Origin of the sequence: Flavobacterium sp., assembly GCF_031537875.1 — a bacterium.
Classification (GTDB): Bacteria; Bacteroidota; Bacteroidia; order Flavobacteriales; family Flavobacteriaceae; genus Flavobacterium.
This window is the reverse complement of record NZ_JAVKNB010000010.1, coordinates 294,928-316,431: the sequence shown is the minus strand read 5'-3', so window position 1 is coordinate 316,431 and position 21,504 is coordinate 294,928. Positions and strand designations below refer to the sequence as shown.

Here is a 21,504-nt window from a genome sequence, read left to right as displayed (position 1 = left end):
TTATTTAAAATGAGATTACATAGAAATTTAGTTTATACTACCATTGATGCTTTAAATGCAATATTCAACGAAGGAGAATATGCAGATAAAGTGGTAGCACGTTCCTTAAAAAAAGACAAACGTTGGGGAAGTTCCGATAGAAAATTTGTAGCCGAAACGATTTATGAAATTGTACGTTGGAAACGATTATATTCTGAAATTGCTGAAGTAAAAGAACCTTTTGACCGAGACAATCTATGGAGAATATTTTCTGTTTGGGCGGTTTTGAGAGGATATCCAATTCCGGATTGGCGCCAATTAGAAGGTACTCCAGAACGAAAAATTAAAGGTCGTTTTGATGAATTATCTAAAATCAGAACATTCAAAGAATCGATTCCGGATTGGATGGATGAATTGGGCGTGAAAGAATTAGGAGAAAAGGTTTGGGCAAAAGAAATTGCAGCTCAAAACCAACCTGCTAAAGTAATTCTTCGTGTCAATACTTTAAAAACTACCAAAGAAAAACTGAAAGCCATCTTAATGGATTTGAATATCGAAACCGAATATTTGAAAGACCAACCAGATGCTTTAGTTTTAAAAGAAAGAGCAAATGTATTTTTAACCGATGCATTCAAACAAGGTTTTTTTGAAGTTCAAGATGCTAACTCACAATTAGTGGCTGCTTTCCTTGATGTAAAACCAGGAATGCGTGTCGTAGATACTTGTGCAGGTGCGGGTGGAAAAACCTTACATATTGCTTCTTTAATGGAAAATAAAGGACAATTGATTGCTATGGATTTGTACGAAAGTAAATTGAAGCAATTAAAACTAAGAGCCAAAAGAAACAGTGCTTTCAATATTGAATACCGAATTATTGACTCTACTAAAGTCATTAAAAAATTACACGAAAAAGCAGATCGTGTTTTGATAGACGCACCTTGTAGTGGTTTAGGGGTTTTAAAAAGAAACCCAGATGCCAAATGGAAATTACAACCTGAATTTATAGACAACATCCGTAAAGTTCAAGCAGAAGTGTTAGAAAACTATTCTAAAATTGTAAAACCAGGAGGAAAATTAGTGTATGCTACTTGCTCTGTTTTACCTTCAGAAAACCAAGAACAAGTACAACGTTTCTTAACAACCGAAATTGGAAAACAATTTCAGTTTATTGAAGATCGCAAAATATTAGCTTCAGAATCTGGTTTTGATGGTTTTTACATGGCCTTATTAGAACGTAAAAACGCTTAATCGAAAGTTATAATCATAAAAAAAGTCCCAAATTGGGACTTTTTTTATGTATTTATAGTTCAGAATTAATCATTCATTGAAATCAAGAATTCTTCATTATTTCTAGTCTTTTTGAATCTATCATTGATAAAATCCATTGCTTCCACAGGATTCATATCTGATAAATATTTACGCATAATCCACATACGTTGCAAAGTTTGAGGATCTAACAATAAATCATCTCTTCGCGTGCTTGAAGAGGTTAAATCAATAGCTGGGAAGATACGTTTGTTAGCAATTTTTCTATCCAATTGCAATTCCATATTACCTGTTCCTTTGAATTCTTCAAAAATCACCTCATCCATTTTAGAACCTGTTTCGGTCAAAGCAGTTGCAATAATACTCAATGAACCTCCATTTTCTACATTACGAGCCGCTCCAAAGAAACGTTTTGGTTTTTGTAACGCATTAGCATCAACACCTCCACTCAATACTTTTCCTGAGGCAGGTTGAACCGTGTTATACGCTCTTGCTAGACGAGTAATCGAGTCTAAAAGAATGACTACATCGTGTCCGCATTCTACCAAACGTTTGGCTTTTTCTAAAACAATATTCGCAATTTTAACGTGTTCTTGTGGTTCTCTATCAAAAGTAGAAGCAATAACTTCACCACGAACACTACGTTGCATATCAGTCACCTCTTCTGGACGTTCATCAATCAAAAGAACAATCAAGTACACTTCAGGATGATTGGCAGCAATAGCATTGGCAATGTCTTTTAACAACATTGTTTTACCTGTTTTGGGTTGCGCTACAATCATACCACGTTGTCCTTTTCCTATCGGAGAAAACAAATCAATAATTCTTGTCGAAATAGTACTTTGTTTTTCGGCCAATTTGAATTTTTCTTTTGGAAAAACAGGTGTTAAATGCTCAAAAGAAACACGATCACGAACTACTTGTGGATCATGTCCATTAATTTTTAATACACGAACCAATGGGAAAAACTTCTCCCCTTCTTTTGGAGGACGAACCACTCCTTTTACAGTATCTCCTGTTTTTAAACCAAACAATCGAATTTGAGAAGTCGATAAATAAATATCATCTGGCGAAGCCAAATAATTATAATCCGATGAACGCAAGAAACCATATCCATCAGGCATCATTTCTAATACCCCTTCACTTTCGATGATTCCGTCAAATTCATAATCTGAATGTCCAAAATTATTTTTCTTATTCTTTTGATTCGGATTTTGATTTCCATTCCCATTTTGATTAGGGTTCTGGTTTTGTTTATTTAGCTGATTTGGATTTACTTTTTTATTAACAGTTGGAGCTTCTCCACCTTCATTAGTAGTTGATTCCAAAGGCAATTCAGGTTCTCCTTCATTTTCTTTAGGAGCCACTTCTTTTTTAGCTAATTTTTGTTCGTAAGCCGACTTATTAAATTTAACTACTTTCGGAGCTTTTTTGTCGCTTGGTTCATTTGAATTCTCAGGAGTTGTTTCTTCTGATTTTGAATTTGGAATTACTTCTACATCAACAATTCTTTCTGAAGCAGATGCGACTGTTTCCTTTTTCGAAGCTGTGATTCGGGCTCTTTTTGGCTTTTCAGCACTGACTTCTTTCGAAGAATCGACTGAATCTGACGACTTAGCTTGTTGCTCTAAAATTTGAGCAATCAAGTCCTCTTTTTTTACTCCGTTAAATTTTATGGTTTTAGCCAATTTAGCTATTTCTTGAAGCTCAGAAAGCTTCATTTCTTTTAATGCAGAAATATCAAACATGAATGTTCTATGGGTTTAATTTATTTTTAGGAAACTTAATTGTAAAAGATAGGTAGTAAAGTTTTTTTTGGATTGTCCGTAGTATGAAGTGCTTACGGATTTGTTATGCAATAATACGAATATTTTTTTATCATACAATAGTATTTATAAAAAAGAAACTATATTTTTGTGGGAGAATAAGAAAACAATGATACAAAGAATTCAAACTTTATATTTACTTCTTGCTTTTGTAATAACAGGTGTATTACCTTTTATTTTTCCTTTATGGTCAACAGCAGATGGAAAAGACTTTCTTTTTATGCAAAACCAATTGTATGTTATCCTTTTTGGATTAAGTACAACATTAACTTTGTTGAGTATTATTTCTTTTAAAAAGAGACAAAATCAATTTGTTATTGGCAGATTGAACATCATATTAAATTTAATTTTATTAGGATTATTTGTTTATCATTCACTAAATTTATCCGGAGAAACTCCTGCAGTTTCTGAGAAGGGTATTGGGATGTTTCTACCTATCTTGGCTATCGTATTATTAGGTTTTGCTAATAAGGCCATCAAGAAGGACGAAGATCTTGTAAAATCTGTGGATCGATTGAGGTAAACCTATAAACTTAGTTTATTAGTGCGACGAAAACCCGAATGTAACCCATTCGGGTTTTTCATTTTTATTCTATTTTGAAGAAAAATAACAGCTCTTAGTCAAATTTTCTTACATTTGAAAATACAATTCCCAAACCTATGAGTGAAAAAATTAAAATCTACTTAGCCGATGATCATCAAGTACTTCTTGATGGTATACAATTTTTATTGAAAACTATTCCAGACTTTGAAGTCGTAGGATTTTCTTTAGACGGAAAAGACTTATACGAAGAGGTCATAACAACTCAAGCTGATATTTTAATTTTAGATTTGAATATGCCAGAGAAAGATGGCATTGAAGTAATTAAAGAATTTGCTCAAAAAGGCATTCCTTGTAAAGTAATTATCTTATCAAGCTATGACGATTTAAAACTTATCAAAGAAGTCATGCGTCTAGGCGCGAATGGTTATCTTACTAAAAAATGCGCCGGTGAAAACATTGTAGAAGCCATTTATGCCGTTCGAAATGAAGAAGATTATTTCTGCAAATCCGTTCGAGAGAAAATTTTCAATTTGGTTACCAGAGACAATCAAAAAGTAAACAAAGACTTCTCCTTAGCTAATACCCTTCTTACTGAAAGAGAATTGGAAGTAATTACTTTAATATCGCTAGAGCTAAGCGGAAAAGAAATTAGCGACAAATTATTCATTAGCACTAATACGGTAGAAACCCACCGTAAAAATATTATGAAAAAAATTGGCGCAAAAAACACCATTGGGTTAGTTAAGTATGCTATTAAAAATAACCTAATCAAATCGTAACATCTGTTTTCAAAAGCTAATTATGTCATCAAATAGGTTTATATCTTTTATTTTTCTATTCTTTTTCTTCAATGGAATGAGTGTTTTTTCTAAGGAGAAAACGCCTTCTAGAGATGAAATAGCCAAAGAATTAAAAAGTGCTATTCATTTGATGCGTGAAGGAAAACATGATCAATCTTTAATCAAATGCAGACGTATTTTACGCCATGCTATTTTTATCAAAGACAATGATTTAATTGCTTCTACTTACAATACTATTGGAGGAAATTTTGATTTGTTCTCTAATCCCGAAAAATCTTTTTTCTATTATAACAAAGGATTGATTTATGCAGATAAAACGAATGATTCTAAATTAAAAAACTTATTACATAACAATTTAGGCAACATTTATTGCTTCGATAAAAAAGAATATCAAAAAGGAATTGCACATTACAAAAAGTCATTAGAATACAGTGCAAAAGCAAATGATTCTTCTCAATTAGTACTTACCAACTTAAACATTGCTTGGGCTTATTTTGATATCCAAGAATTCAATCAAGGACACCCTTATCTACAATTCGTAAATAAATACCAAGAAAAGTATGGGAGTGGGATGACTATTGTTGCATTAAACATGTTAAATGCCCTCTACTATGCTGATAAAAAAGAGAATCAAAAAGCAGAATTTTATTTCAATAAAGCCATACAACTAGGAAATGCTGGAAGTGAAAAATTTGACTTAGCCCTAACCCATCAAGAATATGCCAAATTTTTAAAGTCAAATGGGCAATATCAAAAAGCCTATGAAAATTTGACCCTTTACAATTCGATTACTGACGAACTTGACAATGAAGAACAACTAAATAAGGCAAAAACAGAGGGGCTAAACCTTGAAATAGAAGAATACAAAAGAGAAGTTGAAAAAATTGAATCTGAATATAAGACTCAGCAAGAAATATTACAACAAGAAAAAACAATGGCTCGACGAAAATTCATAGCTGTGATTTCCATCTTTTTAATTAGTATTGTGCTTTTCTATTTTTATGTTCAAAATTCACGACTTATTCAAAAGAACCGATTGAACGGACTACGAAATAAAATTCAGCAAAACATTATTAATGCATCCTTATCAGGGCAAGAAATAGAACGAAAAAAAATTGCCGCTTTTTTACACGATAACATAAGTGCTTTACTATCTTCAGCGGGATTGCATTTGAGTGTTTTTAATACCAAAAATCAAAATCCAAGCGATGAAATCATTAAAACAATAGCATTACTAGGAGAAGCACACGATAAAGTTCGTGATTTATCTCACGAATTAATTCCTGCTCTTCTAGTTCGTTTTGGTCTTTTATATGCCTTAGAGGACTTGTGCGAAAAAAACTCCAATTCGACTATTACTTTTGAATTTGAAAGCAATATCGACAATCAAAAAAGATATCCCGAGGATTTTGAAATCAAAATTTACTTTATCATTACTGAATTATTAAATAATATTATTAAACATAGCCAAGCCACTATTGGAAAAGTAACACTAACTGAAAATGATACGGTTTTAAAAATTCAAGTTTTTGATAATGGTAAAGGATTTGATACCAATCAATTTCAACTACTAGAGGGATTTGGAATTAACCAAATTAGAGCTAGAATAAATGCTATGAAAGGCAATCTAACTATTGATTCCAAAATAGATATGGGAACCATAATAACTATAGATGTCCCGATTAGTAAGACCTAATCATACCCGCTTTTCAATTTCAATGATTTCTAAATCTTTAATTGCCGTCCCGTCAATTACAAAACGTAATAGGGTACGTACTTGATGAAATCCACTTTTCCCCACAGCACCAGGATTCATGTGCAATAGATTGTTTTTCTTATCAAATTGTACTTTGAGAATGTGCGAATGTCCACAAATAAACAATTGAGGTGGATTCTGAGCTAACTCTTCCCGAATAGCTGGGTTGTATTTTCCTGGATAACCACCGATATGAGTAATCCAAACCGAAACTCCTTCACATAAAAATTGATTGTGCAATGGAAACTCTAAACGAGCTTGCGCATCATCAATATTACCATATACTGCTCGCAAAGGTTTTTGCTTTTTGATTGCATCTGTTACTGCTAAATCCCCAATATCTCCAGCATGCCAAACCTCATCTGCTTGAGCAACATACTTTAAAATAGTATCGTCAATATGACTATGAGTGTCCGAAAGCAAGAGTATTTTTTTCATATTGAAGGTAAATAACAAGGCCAAAGTTACAAACATAAAAGACGATAAAAAAGTCTGGACGAACTTCCTGTTTTTAGGCTTTGCTCTACCTAAAAACTTTGTACCTTTGGGACTTCAACTTTGTGACGATTCAACTTGAGATATTTTATACATTTAGCTTACAACGGAACTCCTTACCATGGCTGGCAAATACAGCCTAATGCTACCTCTGTTCAAGAAACATTGAACAAGGCATTTTCTGTTTTGCTACAATCTGAAATTAATTTGATGGGCGCTGGACGCACCGATACCGGTGTTCATGCTAGAGAAATGTATGCTCATTTTGATTTTGAATCCTCTTTTGATATACCTAATTTGGTCCATAAACTGAATTCTTATTTACCAAAATACATTGTGATTTATGATATTATTCCCGTTCACGACGAAGCACATACACGCTTTGATGCTACAAAAAGAACCTACGAATATCATGTTCACCAATTCAAAAATCCGTTTTTAGACGAATTAAGTTGGTATTTTCATCAGTCCTTAGATGTTGAATTGATGAATGAAGCAGCAAAATTATTATTCAACTATACTGACTTTGAGTGTTTTTCTAAGGTCAACACCGATGTAAATACATTTGATTGCACTATTTTTGAGGCGTATTGGAAGCAAGAAAATTCACAATTAGTTTTTACCATTTCGGCCAATCGTTTTTTAAGAAATATGGTACGTTCAATAGTTGGAACATTAGTCAATGTGGGTTTGCATAAAATCACCTTAGACGATTTTACAAAAATTATAGAAAGCAAAAGCAGAGAAAAAGCAGGATTTTCAGTTCCAGCACATGGTTTATATTTAACGAAAATAGAGTACGATTACATCAACCCATAGCCCTGATAGCAGCGGCATCCTTTTTTGATGAGGACTGAGGCTCTCGAAGTACACATCTAAAAAGATAAAGCGGATAGCAGGAATAGCTACACAAAATATTATGAAAGCAAAAGCATTCGACACCAGATTATTCAAGCGAATTTTAAAATACACTAAACCGTACCAATTACGATTTAGAGGGGTGATAGTTTTTGCCATTTCGCTTTCAGTTTTTGCAGCATTGCGTCCTTATTTATTGAAACAAACCGTAGACGGATATATTAAAACTCACGACCAGCAAGGTCTTTTATTGTACATCTCCTTCATGGGAATTGTGCTTTTGGCAGAGGTTTTTTCGCAATATTATTTTGTGTATTGGGCGAATTGGTTGGGGCAGGACATTGTCAAAGACATTAGAACCAAGCTCTTCAAACATCTTTTGAGTTTTCGAATGAAGTATTTTGACCACGTGCCTGTGGGCCAATTAGTAACGCGCTCGGTTTCAGATATTGAGGCAATTGCTCGTATTTTTAGTCAAGGCCTTTTTATGATCATTAGTGATTTGATGAAGATGGTTGTGGTGCTGATTTTTATGTTTTATATGAACTGGAAATTGACTTGGATTGTCATTGTAGCTATGCCAATTTTAGTGTTCTTCACCCGAATATTCCAACGCAAAATGCAGGTCGCTTTTGAAGAAGTCCGAACCGAAATTGCCAATATGAATTCCTTTGTTCAGGAGCGTGTTACAGGAATGAAAATTGTGCAATTATTCAATAGAGAAGATATTGAATTTGACAAGTTTAAAAACATCAACGACAAACATAGAAAAGCATGGATTAAAACGATTTTGTACAACTCTATCTTCTTCCCTATTGCTGATATTATTTCGTCATTAACCCTTGGATTTATTGTTTTATACGGTGGTTTTAAGATTTTGAACGGGGATACTTTTACCACTTTTGGTGATTTGTTCTCCTACACCATGTTCATCGGAATGTTATTCAATCCACTGCGTCAAATTGCAGATAAATTCAACGAAATGCAATTAGGAATGATTGCAGCTAATCGTGTTTTTGATATATTAGACACTCAAGACCAAATTCAAGATACCGGTACTATTGAAGCGCCTATTTTTAAAGGAAATATCGAATTCAAAGACATTCACTTTGGATATGTTCCTGATGAAGAAGTGATTAAAGGAATTGATTTAGAAGTAAAAGCAGGACAAACTATTGCAATTGTTGGATCTACTGGAGCTGGTAAATCGACCATAATTAATTTATTGAATCGATTTTACGAAATTAATAGCGGGACAATTTACATTGACCATCATAACATTGAAAATTACACTTTGGAGTCGCTACGTAAGCAAATTGCAGTGGTTTTACAAGACGTTTTCTTGTTTGCAGACACCATCTACAACAACATTACACTCAACAATCCTGCAATCACTCGTGAAGAAGTTTTGGCTGCAGCCAAAAAAATCGGTGTGCATGATTTTATTATGAGTTTGCCTGACAACTACGATTTTGATGTAAAAGAACGAGGGGTAATGCTATCCTCGGGGCAACGCCAACTGATTGCTTTTTTACGTGCTTTTGTGAGTAACCCAAGTATTTTGATTTTGGATGAAGCAACCTCTTCTATCGATACCTATTCGGAAGAATTGATTCAACGTGCTACCGAAACGATTACCGAAGGTCGAACTTCTATTGTCATCGCCCATAGATTAGCTACTATTGTCAACGCGGATAAAATTGTGGTGATGGACAAAGGTTTAATTGTAGAAGAAGGCACGCACCAAGAGCTCATCAACAGAGCAACTGGCTATTACAAAAACTTGTACGATTCACAGTTTTCGGTAGCTAATTAACCTTACATCAGGGTTTATATTCCGTTGCTTTTTTTGAAATTTTGTTAGTTTTTGACTTTATAGGTTTGAAAATTTCACAAAACAGAATAATTCCTTAAATTCGCAGCATCAATTAATATAGATAAAATTATACACATGAAATACGATATTATTGTTTTAGGAAGTGGACCTGGAGGATATGTTACAGCCATCAGAGCCTCTCAATTAGGCTTCAAAGTAGCTGTAATCGAAAAAGAAAATTTAGGTGGAGTTTGCTTGAACTGGGGATGTATCCCAACTAAAGCCTTGCTTAAATCAGCTCAGGTTTTTGATTATTTAAAACACGCTTCTGATTACGGATTGACTGTTTCATCATTTGATAAAGATTTCTCAGCGGTAGTAAACCGTTCAAGAGGAGTGGCTGAAGGAATGAGCAAAGGTGTTCAATTCTTGATGAAAAAGAATAAAATCGACGTTATTGATGGTTTTGGTAAAATAAAACCAGGAAAAAAAGTGGATGTAACTGACAAAGACGGAAAAGTAACGGAATATAGTGCAGATCATATCATTTTGGCTACTGGAGCGCGTTCTCGTGAATTGCCTAACTTGCCTCAAGATGGTGTAAAAGTAATTGGATACCGTCAAGCAATGACATTACCAAAACAACCTAAATCAATGATTATCGTTGGTTCTGGAGCTATTGGAATTGAATTTGCACATTTTTACAACTCAATGGGAACTGAAGTGACTATTGTAGAATTTATGCCAAATATTGTTCCAGTTGAAGACGAAGATATTTCGAAACAAATGGAACGTTCTATGAAAAAAGCAGGGGTAAACATTATGACCAATGCTTCTGTAGAAAAAATTGATACTTCTGGAAAAGGAGTGAAAGCATTTGTGAAAACAGCTAAAGGAGAAGAAGTGTTAGAAGCTGATATTTTACTTTCTGCTGTGGGTATCAAAACTAATATTGAGAACATCGGTTTAGAAGAAGTTGGTATTGCTACTGATAGAGATAAAATTTTAGTAAACGCTTACAACCAAACCAATATTCCAGGTTATTATGCTATTGGAGATATTACTCCAGGACAAGCATTAGCTCACGTAGCTTCAGCTGAAGGAATTAACTGTGTGGAAAAAATCGCAGGACTACATGTTGAACCAATCGACTACGGAAACGTTCCTGGTTGTACTTATGCTACTCCAGAAATTGCTTCGGTTGGATTGACTGAAAAAGCAGCTAAAGAAAAAGGATACGAGTTGAAAATTGGTAAATTCCCATTCTCAGCTTCAGGAAAAGCAAAAGCTTCAGGAGCGGCAGATGGTTTTGTAAAAGTAATTTTCGATGCTAAATACGGAGAATGGTTAGGATGCCACATGATTGGTGCTGGTGTTACTGATATGATTGCTGAAGCAGTTGTAGCTCGTAAATTAGAAACTACTGGGCACGAAATCTTAAAAGCAATCCACCCACACCCTACTATGAGTGAGGCTGTAATGGAAGCAGTGGCTGATGCTTACGGGGAAGTAATTCACTTGTAATTCACATAACAATGTCTATTATAAACCCCGATGGAATTATTCTTTCGGGGTTATTTTTTTACTTATCTTTATAAATCGAATAAAAAACAATATCATGCAATACAACAACATATTAGAAACTATTGGCAATACGCCACACATCAAAGTGAATCGCCTTTTTGGCGAAAACAAAAACGTTTATATTAAACTAGAACGCGCAAATCCGGGGGCAAGTATCAAAGACAGAATTGCATTAGCCATGATCGAGGATGCCGAAGCAAAAGGACTTTTGCAAAAAGACAGCACAATCATTGAAGCTACTTCTGGAAACACTGGAATTGGTTTAGCTATGGTAGCTGCCGTTAAAGGCTACCGATTAATTTTGGTAATGCCCGAATCGATGTCAGTTGAAAGAAGACGCTTGATGAGCATTTACGGAGCCGAATTTGTATTGACACCTCGTGAAAAAGGGATGAAAGGCGCCATTGAAAAAGCACAAGAATTAACTGCTGAAATTCCGCATGCTTGGTCGCCACTACAATTTGAAAACCCTGCCAATATTGAAGTTCATAAGAAAACAACCGCGCAAGAAATCATCAAGGCATTTCCAAACGGATTAGATTACTTGATTACTGGAGTTGGAACAGGCGGACATATAACAGGTTGTGCTGAAATATTAAAAGCACATTATCCTAACTTAAAAGTATATGCAGTAGAACCAGAAGCTTCGCCTGTAATCAGTGGGGGATCTCCTGCTCCTCACCCTATTCAAGGTATTGGCGCTGGATTTATTCCAACTAACTTACATACTGATGCCTTAGATGGAACAGTACAAGTAAGCAAAGATGAAGCATTTGAATATGCACAAAGAGCAGCCAAAGAAGAAGGAATTCTTTTAGGTATTTCTTCTGGTGCTTCTCTAGCTGCTGTTGCAAAAAAAATAAAAGATATTCCAGCAGAGGCTACTGTGTTAACTTTTTGTTACGATACAGGGGAACGTTACTTGAGTATCGAAGGATTGTTTGAATAAACTTTCACTCTTATAATTGAAATCCGATTGTTGAAAAACGATCGGATTTTTTTATACCTTATTAGATTTATAAATTTTACGTATCTTTCGTAAGTCAGAAATAACCCTTTAACACACTCTAGATATGAAATGGAAATTAGCCCTTAGTTTTATTATAAGTCTAACTGCTTTTGCTTACAGTCAAAAAATAGATGAAGAAACTGCCATTAAAAAACTTTTAGAAAAAGAATCGGCTACATGGCGAGCTAAAGACGTTCAGGGACATTTGGATTGTTGGCACATTCAACCGTATAGCCGAATTTTAGTTTCTTTACCCAACGGTCAAACCATAGACGTCCCACCTACCGCAATGCAAAACGAAAAACCAGAAACTATGGGTAATGGAGGATTTGCATTACATTCGAATTATAAAATGAGTATTACCGAAAACAATGCTTGGGTTAGCCATGACGAAGTATCCACCGATGCGGAAGGGAAACGTACTTGGTCGTATGAAATTCGATTATTAGAAAAAATTAAAGGACAATGGAAATTGGTTGGACAATCACTCCATATTTATAAAAAAGAGTAATTAGCCGCAATTATTTTTTTAAATTTATGTCCAACTAAAATGTAGTAAAAAGATGAAAATAGCGCTTTTTTCAAACGAATTTCCACCACACATTTATGGTGGAGCTGGTGTACATATTGATTTTTTAAGTCAAGAATTAGCTAAATTAGGCGACGTGGAAGTGCGGTGTTTTGGAGAACAGTCTGAAACTACTACTATGAACGTTCAGTGTATTACCCCTTGTTTGAACAAAATGGAAGACGCTTCCAATTCCCATATCAAAATGTTTCATAATTTGAGTCGAAATGTGGAGATGTCTCAAGCTACTCCTCAAGCAGATGTAATTCATTGTCATACTTGGTACACCCATCTCGCTGGTGTTTTTACTCGAGAATTGCTGCAAGTGCCACTAATTTTAACCACACACAGTTTAGAAACACATCGCCCTTGGAAAGTCGAACAATTGGGAAATGGTTATTTCCTTTCTCGTTGGATTGAAGACAGAGCCTATAAAACTGCCGATGGCGTTATTGCGGTGAGCGAACAAATGAAACAGGATGTAATTGAGGCATATAATGTAGCTCCTGAAAAAGTAACCGTGATACACAACGGTATTGATCCTGAATTTTATCAACCTACTTTTGACCAATCTCTTTTAGTAGAATATGGGATTAATCCTGACATCCCTTTTGTTTTATTTGTGGGCCGAATTACTCGTCAAAAAGGAATTTCGCAACTCATTAATGCAGCCAAATATTTTAATACAAATTGCCAAGTTGTGCTTTGTGCAGGGGCTCCAGACACTCCTGAAATCGCCGCTGAAACTGAAACATTAATTAATGAATTACAATCCCAACGAGACGGAGTTATCTTAATTTCAGAAATGTTACCTCGCGAAAAAATAAAAGTACTGTACAGTCATGCTCGAGTATTTGCTTGCCCTTCGTTATACGAACCGTTTGGAATCATCAATTTAGAAGCCCTATCCTGTGAAACTCCCGTTGTAGGAAGCGCAGTTGGTGGTATTCCCGAAATCATTACAGAAGGCGAAACAGGTTATTTAATTCCGTTAGATAGTGTTTCAAGAACCGACTTCAACCCTGCTCGTCCCGAAGAGTTTCAGAAACAATTTGCCGCAAAAATTAATCTACTATTAGAAGATGAATCTTTAGCTATACAAATGGGAAAAGCCGGCCGTAAAAGAGTTTTAGAAAAATTCAGTTGGGAATCCATCGCTAAAACTACTTTCAATTATTACCAAGAAGTAATTAACCGATTTGAGAAAGAAAAAGCATAAAAACTTACCTTTGGTCAAAAATACAATTCCATGCAACACATTATAGATAGATTCATCAGTTATGTTACTATTGACACCGAATCTGACCCCAATTCAACTACTACTCCAAGCACTAAAAAACAATGGGATTTGGCGAACCAACTTGTTGAAGAATTAAAATCTATCGGACTTCAAGATGTAACTATAGACGACAAAGCCTACATCATGGCTACTTTACCTAGTAATGTAGATTACGAGGTTCCTACTATTGGATTCATTTCCCATTTTGATACTTCACCAGATTTTTCGGGAGCTAATGTAAAACCTCAAGTTATTCCTAATTATGATGGAGGAGATATCGTATTAAATACAGCACAAAATATCGTTTTATCACCAAAGTATTTCAAAGATTTATTGCAATATAAAGGACAAACTTTAATTACTACCGACGGAACTACTTTACTAGGTGCAGATGACAAAGCCGGAATTACAGAAATTGTAACCGCTATGGAATACCTCATCCAACATCCTGAAATCAAACATGGAAAAATTAGAGTTGGGTTCACTCCCGATGAGGAAATAGGACGTGGTGCGCATCATTTTGATGTAGCTAAGTTTGGTGCTGATTGGGCGTACACTATGGATGGAAGTCAGGTAGGCGAATTAGAGTATGAAAATTTTAATGCAGCTGGAGCCAAAATTACCTTCAAAGGAAAAAGTGTACATCCTGGTTATGCCAAAGGGAAAATGATCAACTCCATGCTTATTGCTAACGAATTTATTAATGCATTACCAAAAGGTGAAACCCCAGAAGAAACTAGAGGATATGAAGGATTTTTTCATGTGCATCATCTTAGTGGAAGCATTGAAGAAAGCGTAGTAGAATTGATTATTCGAGATCACAATAAATCAAAGTTTGAAAAGCGTAAAGCACTAATTGAAAAAATCACAAAAAAAATCAATAAAAAGTTTGCCAAACAATTTGGTGAAGATATAGCCATTGCTGAAATCAACGACCAATACTATAATATGAAAGAAAAAGTATTGCCTGTCAAACACATTGTCGATATTGCCGAAAAAGCAATGAAAGAAGTAGGTATTAAACCACTAATTAAACCTATACGAGGCGGAACAGATGGCTCTCAATTGTCTTACATGGGATTGCCTTGTCCTAATATTTTTGCTGGTGGACATAACTTTCATGGAAAGTACGAATATGTTCCAGTAGAAAGCATTCAAAAAGCAATTGAAGTTATTGTTAAAATTGCCGAATTGACCGCTTCTAAAAATTAAGCCATAAAAAAACTCCCAATTCAATAGAATTGGGAGTTTTTTTTTATTTTTTCTTTGAAACTATTTCTTATTCAAAGCAGCACTCATTTCCATTGAAATAGCTGAACGCTCCATTTTCAATTTCCCTGACATTGTTTCAACGACTACTGTAGTTTCAGCTAATTCAGCAATTTTACCGTGAAGACCACTTTTAGTGATAATTTTATCTCCAACTTTTAAGCTGCTTTCAAATTCTTTTTCGGCTTTCGCTCTTTTTTGTTGTGGTCTAATCATAAAGAAATAGATTACTACAAACATTAATAAGAACAGTGCAAATTGACTTAATTGTCCCATGATTTTATTTTATTTTTTGTTAAACGTATTACATCAAGCCTCTTCCTGCTTTGATCATTTTTTTATTCGATTGGAATTCTTTGACTAAATTATCTAAAATTCCGTTGATAAAAATACTACTTTTTGGAGTAGAATATTCTTTAGCCAACTCTAAATATTCGTTCAAAGTTACCTTTACTGGAATTGATGGGAATTTCAACAATTCGCAAATAGCCATTTTAAGAATAATGGTATCTATTTCAGCTATTCGTTCCATATCCCAATTAGGTGTTTTAGAATCAAATTCTTTGGCTAATTCTTTTTCGTTCAAAACCGTTTTTCTAAACAAATCTTTCGCAAAATCTTTATCATCAGCATCTTTAAACAATTTTGGCACTCTAAAACTATCATCCTCAGCTGATTTGATTGCTTTTAATTGCTTAACAATATGCGTATTCACTACTGGAATATCGTCAATCCAAGTTAGTTTATCATCCTCTAAATACTCGTATAATTTTTCATTTGGAACAATAATTTCCGAAAAAAGATCTACAACAAACTGCTTATCTTCTTCAAATGTATTGACAGTAGTACTCATGTATTTAGCATACAATTTACTTTCTTTCAAAGAAGTTAAAAGTAAATTAATATAATCATCATGAATATTCCAATTGGTTATTTTTCTGTTTTCCAAAGCAATACTCAACGAATTATTGTCTTCCAATAATTGAAAAATAGTATTCTTAACAAATTTATTGTTTGGATTGCGTTCTTCAGGGGTTGCCAAATGTTTTTGACTTGATAAGTGTAAGAAGACTTTTTCCTTTTTAGCCATTTCAATTAAAGAAGAAAGCATGATAAGGTATAAATCTTGAATAGCATCGATGCTGTAAAATAGAAATTTTTCTTGACCTTCTAAATTATCCGAACCGTTTTGGTGCATGGCATAAATGGATTGCATAACCTTAACGCGAATGTGTCTTCTATTTACCACTTTGTAAGAACTTTTAATGAATTAGACTGCAAAAGTAGTCATTTCATACCTTAAAATAAAATTAAAATTTCTTTTTTTGAATCAAAAATGAGTTGGTTGCAAATCAATTATTTAATTCACTACTTCTATTTTAACATCTAAATATTCCTTTTAATCCTGTATATTTGCCTTTGAAAAAGAGCAATACTACAATGAAAGAATTAGGTTATTTAAATAAATACTTTGTCAAATACAAGTTTAGTTTTTTACTAGGAATTGTAACCACAATCATTGCTCAATTTTTCTCTTTGTACACCCCTAAACTAATTAGTGAGTCTCTTGGTGCTATTGAACAATTTGATAAACTTTCAGATGCTAAGAAAACTTCTGAAACCGTCTTATCTCATTTCAAAGGAGAATTAGTAACCAATATTTTATTAATCATTGGCACCACCATAATTGCGGGTTTTTTGACCTTCTTGATGCGTCAAACATTGATTGTAATGTCTCGTCATATCGAATTTGACTTAAAGAACGAAGTCTTTAGACAATACGAAAATCTATCCCAACAATTCTACAAACAAAACAGAACAGGTGATTTAATGAATCGTATAAGTGAAGACGTTTCTAAAGTTAGAATGTATGTGGGGCCAGCAGTAATGTACACTATCAATACATTTATCCGTTTTGCGATAGTGATTGCTTATATGTATAACGTATCGCCAAGGCTAACATTATACACACTTTTACCCCTACCTATCTTATCCTATACTATTTTCAAACTCAGCTCTGAAATCAACAAAAGGAGTACTATTTTTCAACAATATTTATCCAAAGTATCTAGCTTTTCTCAAGAAATTTTCTCTGGAATTCGAGTAATTAAAGCTTATTCGTTAGAAAACCAACATCAGAACAATATGATTGATTTGGCTGACGAAAGTAAAAACAAAAGTTTGGATTTGGCTCGAGTACAATCACTGTTTGGTCCATTGATGATGGCTTTAATTGGAGTAAGTAACTTAGTGGTTATTTATTTTGGAGGTTTGATGTATATGGAAGGCACTATCAAAAGTATCGGTACTATTGCCGAATTTATCTTGTACGTAAACATGTTAACTTGGCCGGTGGCGTCTTTAGGATGGGTTTCGTCTATGGTGCAAGAAGCAGAAGCTTCTCAAAAACGCTTGAATGAGTTTTTGAAAATCGAACCTGAAATTAAAAACACCAACCCAAATCATTCAACTGTTGAAGGAAGTATTGCTTTTAACAATGTAAGTTACACTTACGAAGACACTAATATCAAAGCGATTCAAAACATTTCGTTTTCAGTTAAAAAAGGACAAACCTTAGCTATTTTAGGAAAAACTGGGGCGGGAAAATCTACTATTCTATCCCTCATATCTCGTTTACATGATGTTACTGAAGGAGAAATTACGGTTGACGGAACACCAATTAGCCAACTTAATCTGTACGATTTAAGAAATAGTATCGGAATTGTTCCTCAAGACGCTTTCTTATTTTCAGATAGCATTAAGAACAATATCAAATTTGGCAACGAAGATGCTACCGATGAAGCTATCGAATCAGCAGCAAAAAGTGCTGTAGTACACGATAATATCCTAGGCTTCAATAAAAAATATGACACGATTTTAGGCGAAAGAGGAATAACACTTTCTGGCGGACAAAAACAACGTGTATCAATCGCAAGAGCCATTATCAAAAACCCTCCTATTTTACTTTTCGACGATTGTTTGTCTGCTGTTGATACCGAAACTGAAGAAGCTATTTTGAATAATTTATTCGAAATTTGTAAGGACAAAACGACAATTATTGTAAGTCATAGAGTTTCATCGGCTAAAAATGCCGACCAAATTATTATTATTGACGAAGGGAAAATCATTCAACAAGGTTCTCATAATCAATTAATAAATGAAGAAGGCTACTACGCCGATTTGTATTTGAAACAACTTTCAGAAAAAGAATTGCTATAATTTTTTGTTTTATCAATTTATTTTTATCATTTTTGGATACCATTAAACCACTAAAATGACGAAAGGATTATGAGAGAAAATGACTTATTAGAAAAAGAAGAAATATTTTCTAAAGTTTTAAGAGCTGGGAGAAGAACGTATTTCTTTGATGTAAGAGCAACTAAAGCCGACGACTATTACATTACCATTACTGAAAGTAAAAAATTCACAGAAGAAGATGGTTCATTCCATTTTAAAAAGCATAAAATCTATTTATACAAAGAAGACTTTGCTGCGTTTACAGAAATTCTTGGCGATATGACTTCTTATGTTTTAAACCATAAAGGAGAAGAAGTAATCTCTGAAAGACACCAAAAAGATTTCAAAAAAGAATACACTGCTGAAAATTCAGATGATGAAATTACTCCTCAAGTATCGAATTTTACAGATATTGACTTTGACGATATTTAATTACGATTTATAAAAACAAAAAGCCCAAAATCAAATGATTTTGGGCTTTTTGTTTATTTAATATTTTGCCGGCACACCGGGCTTAGGAAGTGATTTTTGAATAAACTCTCTTAAATCATCATTTCCCTTTATCAAATCTTCTTTTCTAAGATACATCATATGCCCACTACGATAACCTTTCCAAGACATTCTTTCTTTTAATTTTCCACTAGGGTCCATTTGCCAAAGATTGTATTTTGCATTAAAATAATCACAAGCTCCATCATAATATCCCGATTGAACTAACACATGTAAATACGGATTTTGAGCCATCGCTTGACGCAAATTTTCTCCTGTTTGATCACCTGAATTATCCCATGGATGAACTGGCCCAAACATATTGTATTTTAAATCCGTTTTGTAATTCAAATCATTTCGGAGATACATATTAATTGCTGGTGTAAACGAATGCAACCAAGAAGTTAACTCTGAATTAAAATCAGGATTATCACCAGCATCTTTACGATCAATTCCTTTATAACGAGAATCCAATCGACCCACTGTAAACCCTTGATCTCTTAATAATTCTTTCCAAAAATAGTCCAAAGGAACATCTAAGTTATTTTGTAAAATAACTTTTTCTGATATTCCTGAATAATGCGCAATTTTAGAAGCAATCTCTTTGCGTTTGGATTCTTCTAAAAATCCACCTTTACTCAATGCAGGTAGTAATTCGTTAATGGTAAACTGCTCTACTTCTGGAAGCATTACAGTTAAATCCTTAGATTGTAAATCAGAGGAAAGCATTTTATGGTACCAGGCAGTTGCTGCAAAATAAGGCAATCGTAAAGCGGCTTTAGAAACAACTCCTCTTTCTATTCCTAGTGTAGTTGGTGAAACTAAAACAACCCCATTTAAATACATCCATTGACTATTTTGTAATTCCAATGCCAAGCCTGAAACACGTGTAGTACCATAACTTTCGCCAATAAGATATTTTGGAGAAGCCCAACGATTATTGCGCGTAACAAATGTTTTTATCCATTCAGCTAAGTACTTGACATCTGCATTTACGCCGAAAAAAGTAGATTTTGGAGTTTCTTTATTCGTTATTCTAGAATAAGCCGTATTTACTGGATTTACAAATACAATATCAGCTACATCCAAGATAGAATGAGGATTTTCCTTAACTCCATACGGTTGAATAGGATATCCTTCACTATCTATATTTAACAAAGTAGGACCTGTATATGCAATTTGCATCCAAACAGAAGCCGAACCCGGCCCTCCATTAAAAGAAATCACTAAAGGACGATTAGCGCGATCTTGAATATCCGAACGCTCATAATAGGTATAAAACAATCCCGCAATTGTCTTTCCATCTTCATCCCAAACAGGCAATGTACCCGTAGTAGCTTGATAAGGCACCTTTTGACCTTTAATGGTTGTACTATGTTGCGTAATTACTTTTTCATCTGGATTGAATTTAATATTGGATGCGAAATTCTCAACTTTTTCGGTTGTAGCAGCAGGGACTTCTGCTTTTTTAAGTTGGTTTTGTGCGTTACTCAAAAAGAACGAACTTGTAATCACAAAAGTTAACAGTGTTTTTTTCATAATAATTATATATTAGATAAGCTTAACAAATGTAAAATAAAATCGACACAAACAACTCTTTGTAAACAAGTTAAATACAAGAACAAAAAAAATCCCAAAGCTTTCACTCTGGGATCTTACTATTTGTAAAGAAATAAATTATTTTACATCCATTAACTCAACGTCAAAGATTAAAGTGGCGTTTGGCGGAATAACACCTCCTGCACCACGAGAACCGTATCCTAAGTGAGATGGTATCACAAAACGAGCTTTGTCACCTACCTGCAATAAAGCAATTCCTTCATCCCAACCTTCAATAACATTTCCTCTTCCTAATGGAAATTCGATTGGTTTTTTGCGTGCATACGAACTATCAAATACTTTCCCATCTGGCAATTGCCCTGAATAGTGAACCGAAACTGTTTTACCATCTTCTGCTTTTTTACCAGAACCTCTTTGGATGAATTGGTAACGCAAACCGCTTTCTGTTTTTTCAAAACCAGCTGCTAATTTTTCCATTTCAGCTTCGGCAGCAGCGCGTTCAGCCTCGATACGTTTAGCACGAGAACCTTCAAACGTTCTAAAAGCCTCAACTGCATTCCATTGCTCAGCCTCAGCTCCTACTCTAATAATTTCTAAAGTTTCCAAAACATCTCCTTGAGCAACAGCATCCACTACATCTTGCCCTTCTACAACATGTCCAAAAACCGTATGTTTTCCATCCAACCAAGAAGTGGGTACATGAGTAATATAAAACTGAGAACCATTAGTACCAGGCCCTGCATTGGCCATCGCCAAAACTCCTGGACGATCGTGTTTCAAACTAGGATGGAATTCATCGTCAAATTTGTACCCTGCATCTCCAGTTCCTGTTCCTTGTGGACAACCACCTTGAATCATAAAATCAGGGATTACTCTGTGAAAAGTTAATCCGTCATAATATTTTGTCCCTTGTGGTTTTACTTTATTTTCCAAATTCCCTTCGGCCAAAGCGACAAAGTTACCTACTGTTCCTGGCGTTAAATCGTGTGTTAATTTTACTAAAACTGAACCCTTAGCGGTGTTGAATTTAGCGTATATCCCGTTTCCCATTTTTGTTGTTTTTTATTGAAATGCAAAATTACAAAATTAATTATAGATTGCGTCCATGTGAAAATTAGAAAATTAAGAAGCTAATAATTTTAAAAAAAAATAACCTTCAATTGAAGGTT

General features: G+C 34.3%; 19 protein-coding genes. 13 read left to right on the top strand and 6 right to left on the bottom strand.

Features of this window, described 5'->3' with window-relative positions; translation table 11 throughout:
* Positions 1 to 9 precede the first annotated feature (9 nt).
* Entirely contained in the window at positions 10 to 1,227 is a 1,218-nt protein-coding gene (locus RMR09_RS06605) for a methyltransferase domain-containing protein (RefSeq protein ID WP_310595005.1), read from the top strand.
* Between the two features lie 65 nt (positions 1,228 to 1,292).
* Here the strand turns inward: RMR09_RS06605 and rho are convergent, their stop codons facing one another.
* Positions 1,293 to 2,993: a transcription termination factor Rho gene (gene rho / locus RMR09_RS06600; protein ID WP_310595004.1), complete on the bottom strand. Its 1,701-nt coding sequence runs from the start codon at positions 2,991 to 2,993 to the stop codon at positions 1,293 to 1,295.
* Positions 2,994 to 3,180: 187 nt separating this feature from the next.
* Here rho and RMR09_RS06595 point away from each other — a divergent pair, with 187 nt between their 5' ends.
* From RMR09_RS06595 to RMR09_RS06585, 3 genes are all read left to right on the top strand, one after another.
* Positions 3,181 to 3,594: a DUF4293 domain-containing protein gene (locus tag RMR09_RS06595; RefSeq protein WP_310595003.1), complete on the top strand. Its 414-nt coding sequence runs from the start codon at positions 3,181 to 3,183 to the stop codon at positions 3,592 to 3,594.
* A 137-nt stretch (positions 3,595 to 3,731) separates the two neighbouring features.
* Positions 3,732 to 4,394 carry a response regulator transcription factor gene (locus tag RMR09_RS06590; RefSeq protein WP_310595002.1) on the top strand — a complete coding sequence of 221 codons (663 nt, stop codon included), beginning with the start codon at positions 3,732 to 3,734 and terminating at the stop codon, positions 4,392 to 4,394.
* Positions 4,395 to 4,416: 22 nt separating this feature from the next.
* A complete protein-coding gene (locus RMR09_RS06585; protein WP_310595001.1) occupies positions 4,417 to 6,111 on the top strand; it encodes an ATP-binding protein in 1,695 nt (564 codons plus the stop codon).
* Here RMR09_RS06585 and RMR09_RS06580 read toward each other — a convergent pair whose 3' ends face one another.
* The gene (locus tag RMR09_RS06580; RefSeq protein ID WP_310595000.1) at positions 6,112 to 6,609 is read right to left on the bottom strand and encodes a metallophosphoesterase family protein; all 498 of its coding nucleotides are present in this window, start codon (positions 6,607 to 6,609) and stop codon (positions 6,112 to 6,114) included.
* A 135-nt stretch (positions 6,610 to 6,744) separates the two neighbouring features.
* On the opposite strand from RMR09_RS06580, the gene truA reads away from it, so the two are divergent.
* From truA to pepT, 7 genes are all read left to right on the top strand, one after another.
* Entirely contained in the window at positions 6,745 to 7,485 is a 741-nt protein-coding gene (truA, locus tag RMR09_RS06575; protein ID WP_310594999.1) for a tRNA pseudouridine(38-40) synthase TruA, read from the top strand.
* Between the two features lie 100 nt (positions 7,486 to 7,585).
* A complete protein-coding gene (locus tag RMR09_RS06570) occupies positions 7,586 to 9,340 on the top strand; it encodes an ABC transporter ATP-binding protein (RefSeq protein ID WP_310594998.1) in 1,755 nt (584 codons plus the stop codon).
* A 135-nt stretch (positions 9,341 to 9,475) separates the two neighbouring features.
* Entirely contained in the window at positions 9,476 to 10,864 is a 1,389-nt protein-coding gene (gene lpdA, locus RMR09_RS06565) for a dihydrolipoyl dehydrogenase (protein WP_310594997.1), read from the top strand.
* 94 nt (positions 10,865 to 10,958) lie between these two features.
* A complete protein-coding gene (gene cysK, locus RMR09_RS06560) occupies positions 10,959 to 11,873 on the top strand; it encodes a cysteine synthase A (protein ID WP_310594996.1) in 915 nt (304 codons plus the stop codon).
* 124 nt (positions 11,874 to 11,997) lie between these two features.
* Positions 11,998 to 12,444: an endo-arabinase gene (locus RMR09_RS06555; RefSeq protein ID WP_310594995.1), complete on the top strand. Its 447-nt coding sequence runs from the start codon at positions 11,998 to 12,000 to the stop codon at positions 12,442 to 12,444.
* Between the two features lie 52 nt (positions 12,445 to 12,496).
* Positions 12,497 to 13,720 (top strand): glycogen synthase, encoded by a 1,224-nt coding sequence (gene glgA / locus RMR09_RS06550; protein ID WP_310594994.1) that lies wholly within the window; start codon positions 12,497 to 12,499, stop codon positions 13,718 to 13,720.
* A gap of 30 nt (positions 13,721 to 13,750) precedes the next feature.
* A complete protein-coding gene (gene pepT, locus RMR09_RS06545) occupies positions 13,751 to 14,992 on the top strand; it encodes a peptidase T (protein ID WP_310594993.1) in 1,242 nt (413 codons plus the stop codon).
* A 60-nt stretch (positions 14,993 to 15,052) separates the two neighbouring features.
* Here the strand turns inward: pepT and yajC are convergent, their stop codons facing one another.
* Positions 15,053 to 15,325, bottom strand: a complete 273-nt coding sequence (gene yajC, locus RMR09_RS06540; protein ID WP_310594992.1) for a preprotein translocase subunit YajC — start codon at positions 15,323 to 15,325, stop codon at positions 15,053 to 15,055.
* A gap of 28 nt (positions 15,326 to 15,353) precedes the next feature.
* Positions 15,354 to 16,265, bottom strand: a complete 912-nt coding sequence (gene nusB, locus RMR09_RS06535; protein WP_310595133.1) for a transcription antitermination factor NusB — start codon at positions 16,263 to 16,265, stop codon at positions 15,354 to 15,356.
* Between the two features lie 224 nt (positions 16,266 to 16,489).
* Between nusB and RMR09_RS06530 the strand changes: the two genes are divergently transcribed.
* Positions 16,490 to 18,268, top strand: a complete 1,779-nt coding sequence (locus RMR09_RS06530) for an ABC transporter ATP-binding protein (RefSeq protein WP_310594991.1) — start codon at positions 16,490 to 16,492, stop codon at positions 18,266 to 18,268.
* Positions 18,269 to 18,337: 69 nt separating this feature from the next.
* Positions 18,338 to 18,718, top strand: coding sequence for a PUR family DNA/RNA-binding protein (locus tag RMR09_RS06525; protein ID WP_310594990.1), 381 nt, complete (start codon positions 18,338 to 18,340; stop codon positions 18,716 to 18,718).
* 57 nt (positions 18,719 to 18,775) lie between these two features.
* On the opposite strand, the gene RMR09_RS06520 is transcribed toward RMR09_RS06525, so the two are convergent.
* Both RMR09_RS06520 and RMR09_RS06515 read right to left on the bottom strand, forming a co-directional pair.
* Positions 18,776 to 20,314, bottom strand: coding sequence for a S10 family serine carboxypeptidase-like protein (locus RMR09_RS06520; RefSeq protein WP_310594989.1), 1,539 nt, complete (start codon positions 20,312 to 20,314; stop codon positions 18,776 to 18,778).
* A gap of 138 nt (positions 20,315 to 20,452) precedes the next feature.
* Entirely contained in the window at positions 20,453 to 21,385 is a 933-nt protein-coding gene (locus RMR09_RS06515) for a peptidylprolyl isomerase (protein ID WP_310594988.1), read from the bottom strand.
* Between the last annotated feature and the right edge of the window lie 119 nt (positions 21,386 to 21,504).

Coding starts and splice junctions, on each gene's coding strand:
- RMR09_RS06605 (WP_310595005.1), top strand. CDS start 10: ATGAGATTACATAGAAATTTAGTTTATACTACCATTGATGCTTTAAAT.
- rho (WP_310595004.1), bottom strand. CDS start 2,993: ATGTTTGATATTTCTGCATTAAAAGAAATGAAGCTTTCTGAGCTTCAA.
- RMR09_RS06595 (WP_310595003.1), top strand. CDS start 3,181: ATGATACAAAGAATTCAAACTTTATATTTACTTCTTGCTTTTGTAATA.
- RMR09_RS06590 (WP_310595002.1), top strand. CDS start 3,732: ATGAGTGAAAAAATTAAAATCTACTTAGCCGATGATCATCAAGTACTT.
- RMR09_RS06585 (WP_310595001.1), top strand. CDS start 4,417: ATGTCATCAAATAGGTTTATATCTTTTATTTTTCTATTCTTTTTCTTC.
- RMR09_RS06580 (WP_310595000.1), bottom strand. CDS start 6,609: ATGAAAAAAATACTCTTGCTTTCGGACACTCATAGTCATATTGACGAT.
- RMR09_RS06570 (WP_310594998.1), top strand. CDS start 7,586: ATGAAAGCAAAAGCATTCGACACCAGATTATTCAAGCGAATTTTAAAA.
- lpdA (WP_310594997.1), top strand. CDS start 9,476: ATGAAATACGATATTATTGTTTTAGGAAGTGGACCTGGAGGATATGTT.
- cysK (WP_310594996.1), top strand. CDS start 10,959: ATGCAATACAACAACATATTAGAAACTATTGGCAATACGCCACACATC.
- RMR09_RS06555 (WP_310594995.1), top strand. CDS start 11,998: ATGAAATGGAAATTAGCCCTTAGTTTTATTATAAGTCTAACTGCTTTT.
- glgA (WP_310594994.1), top strand. CDS start 12,497: ATGAAAATAGCGCTTTTTTCAAACGAATTTCCACCACACATTTATGGT.
- pepT (WP_310594993.1), top strand. CDS start 13,751: ATGCAACACATTATAGATAGATTCATCAGTTATGTTACTATTGACACC.
- yajC (WP_310594992.1), bottom strand. CDS start 15,325: ATGGGACAATTAAGTCAATTTGCACTGTTCTTATTAATGTTTGTAGTA.
- nusB (WP_310595133.1), bottom strand. CDS start 16,265: ATGCAATCCATTTATGCCATGCACCAAAACGGTTCGGATAATTTAGAA.
- RMR09_RS06530 (WP_310594991.1), top strand. CDS start 16,490: ATGAAAGAATTAGGTTATTTAAATAAATACTTTGTCAAATACAAGTTT.
- RMR09_RS06525 (WP_310594990.1), top strand. CDS start 18,338: ATGAGAGAAAATGACTTATTAGAAAAAGAAGAAATATTTTCTAAAGTT.
- RMR09_RS06520 (WP_310594989.1), bottom strand. CDS start 20,314: ATGAAAAAAACACTGTTAACTTTTGTGATTACAAGTTCGTTCTTTTTG.
- RMR09_RS06515 (WP_310594988.1), bottom strand. CDS start 21,385: ATGGGAAACGGGATATACGCTAAATTCAACACCGCTAAGGGTTCAGTT.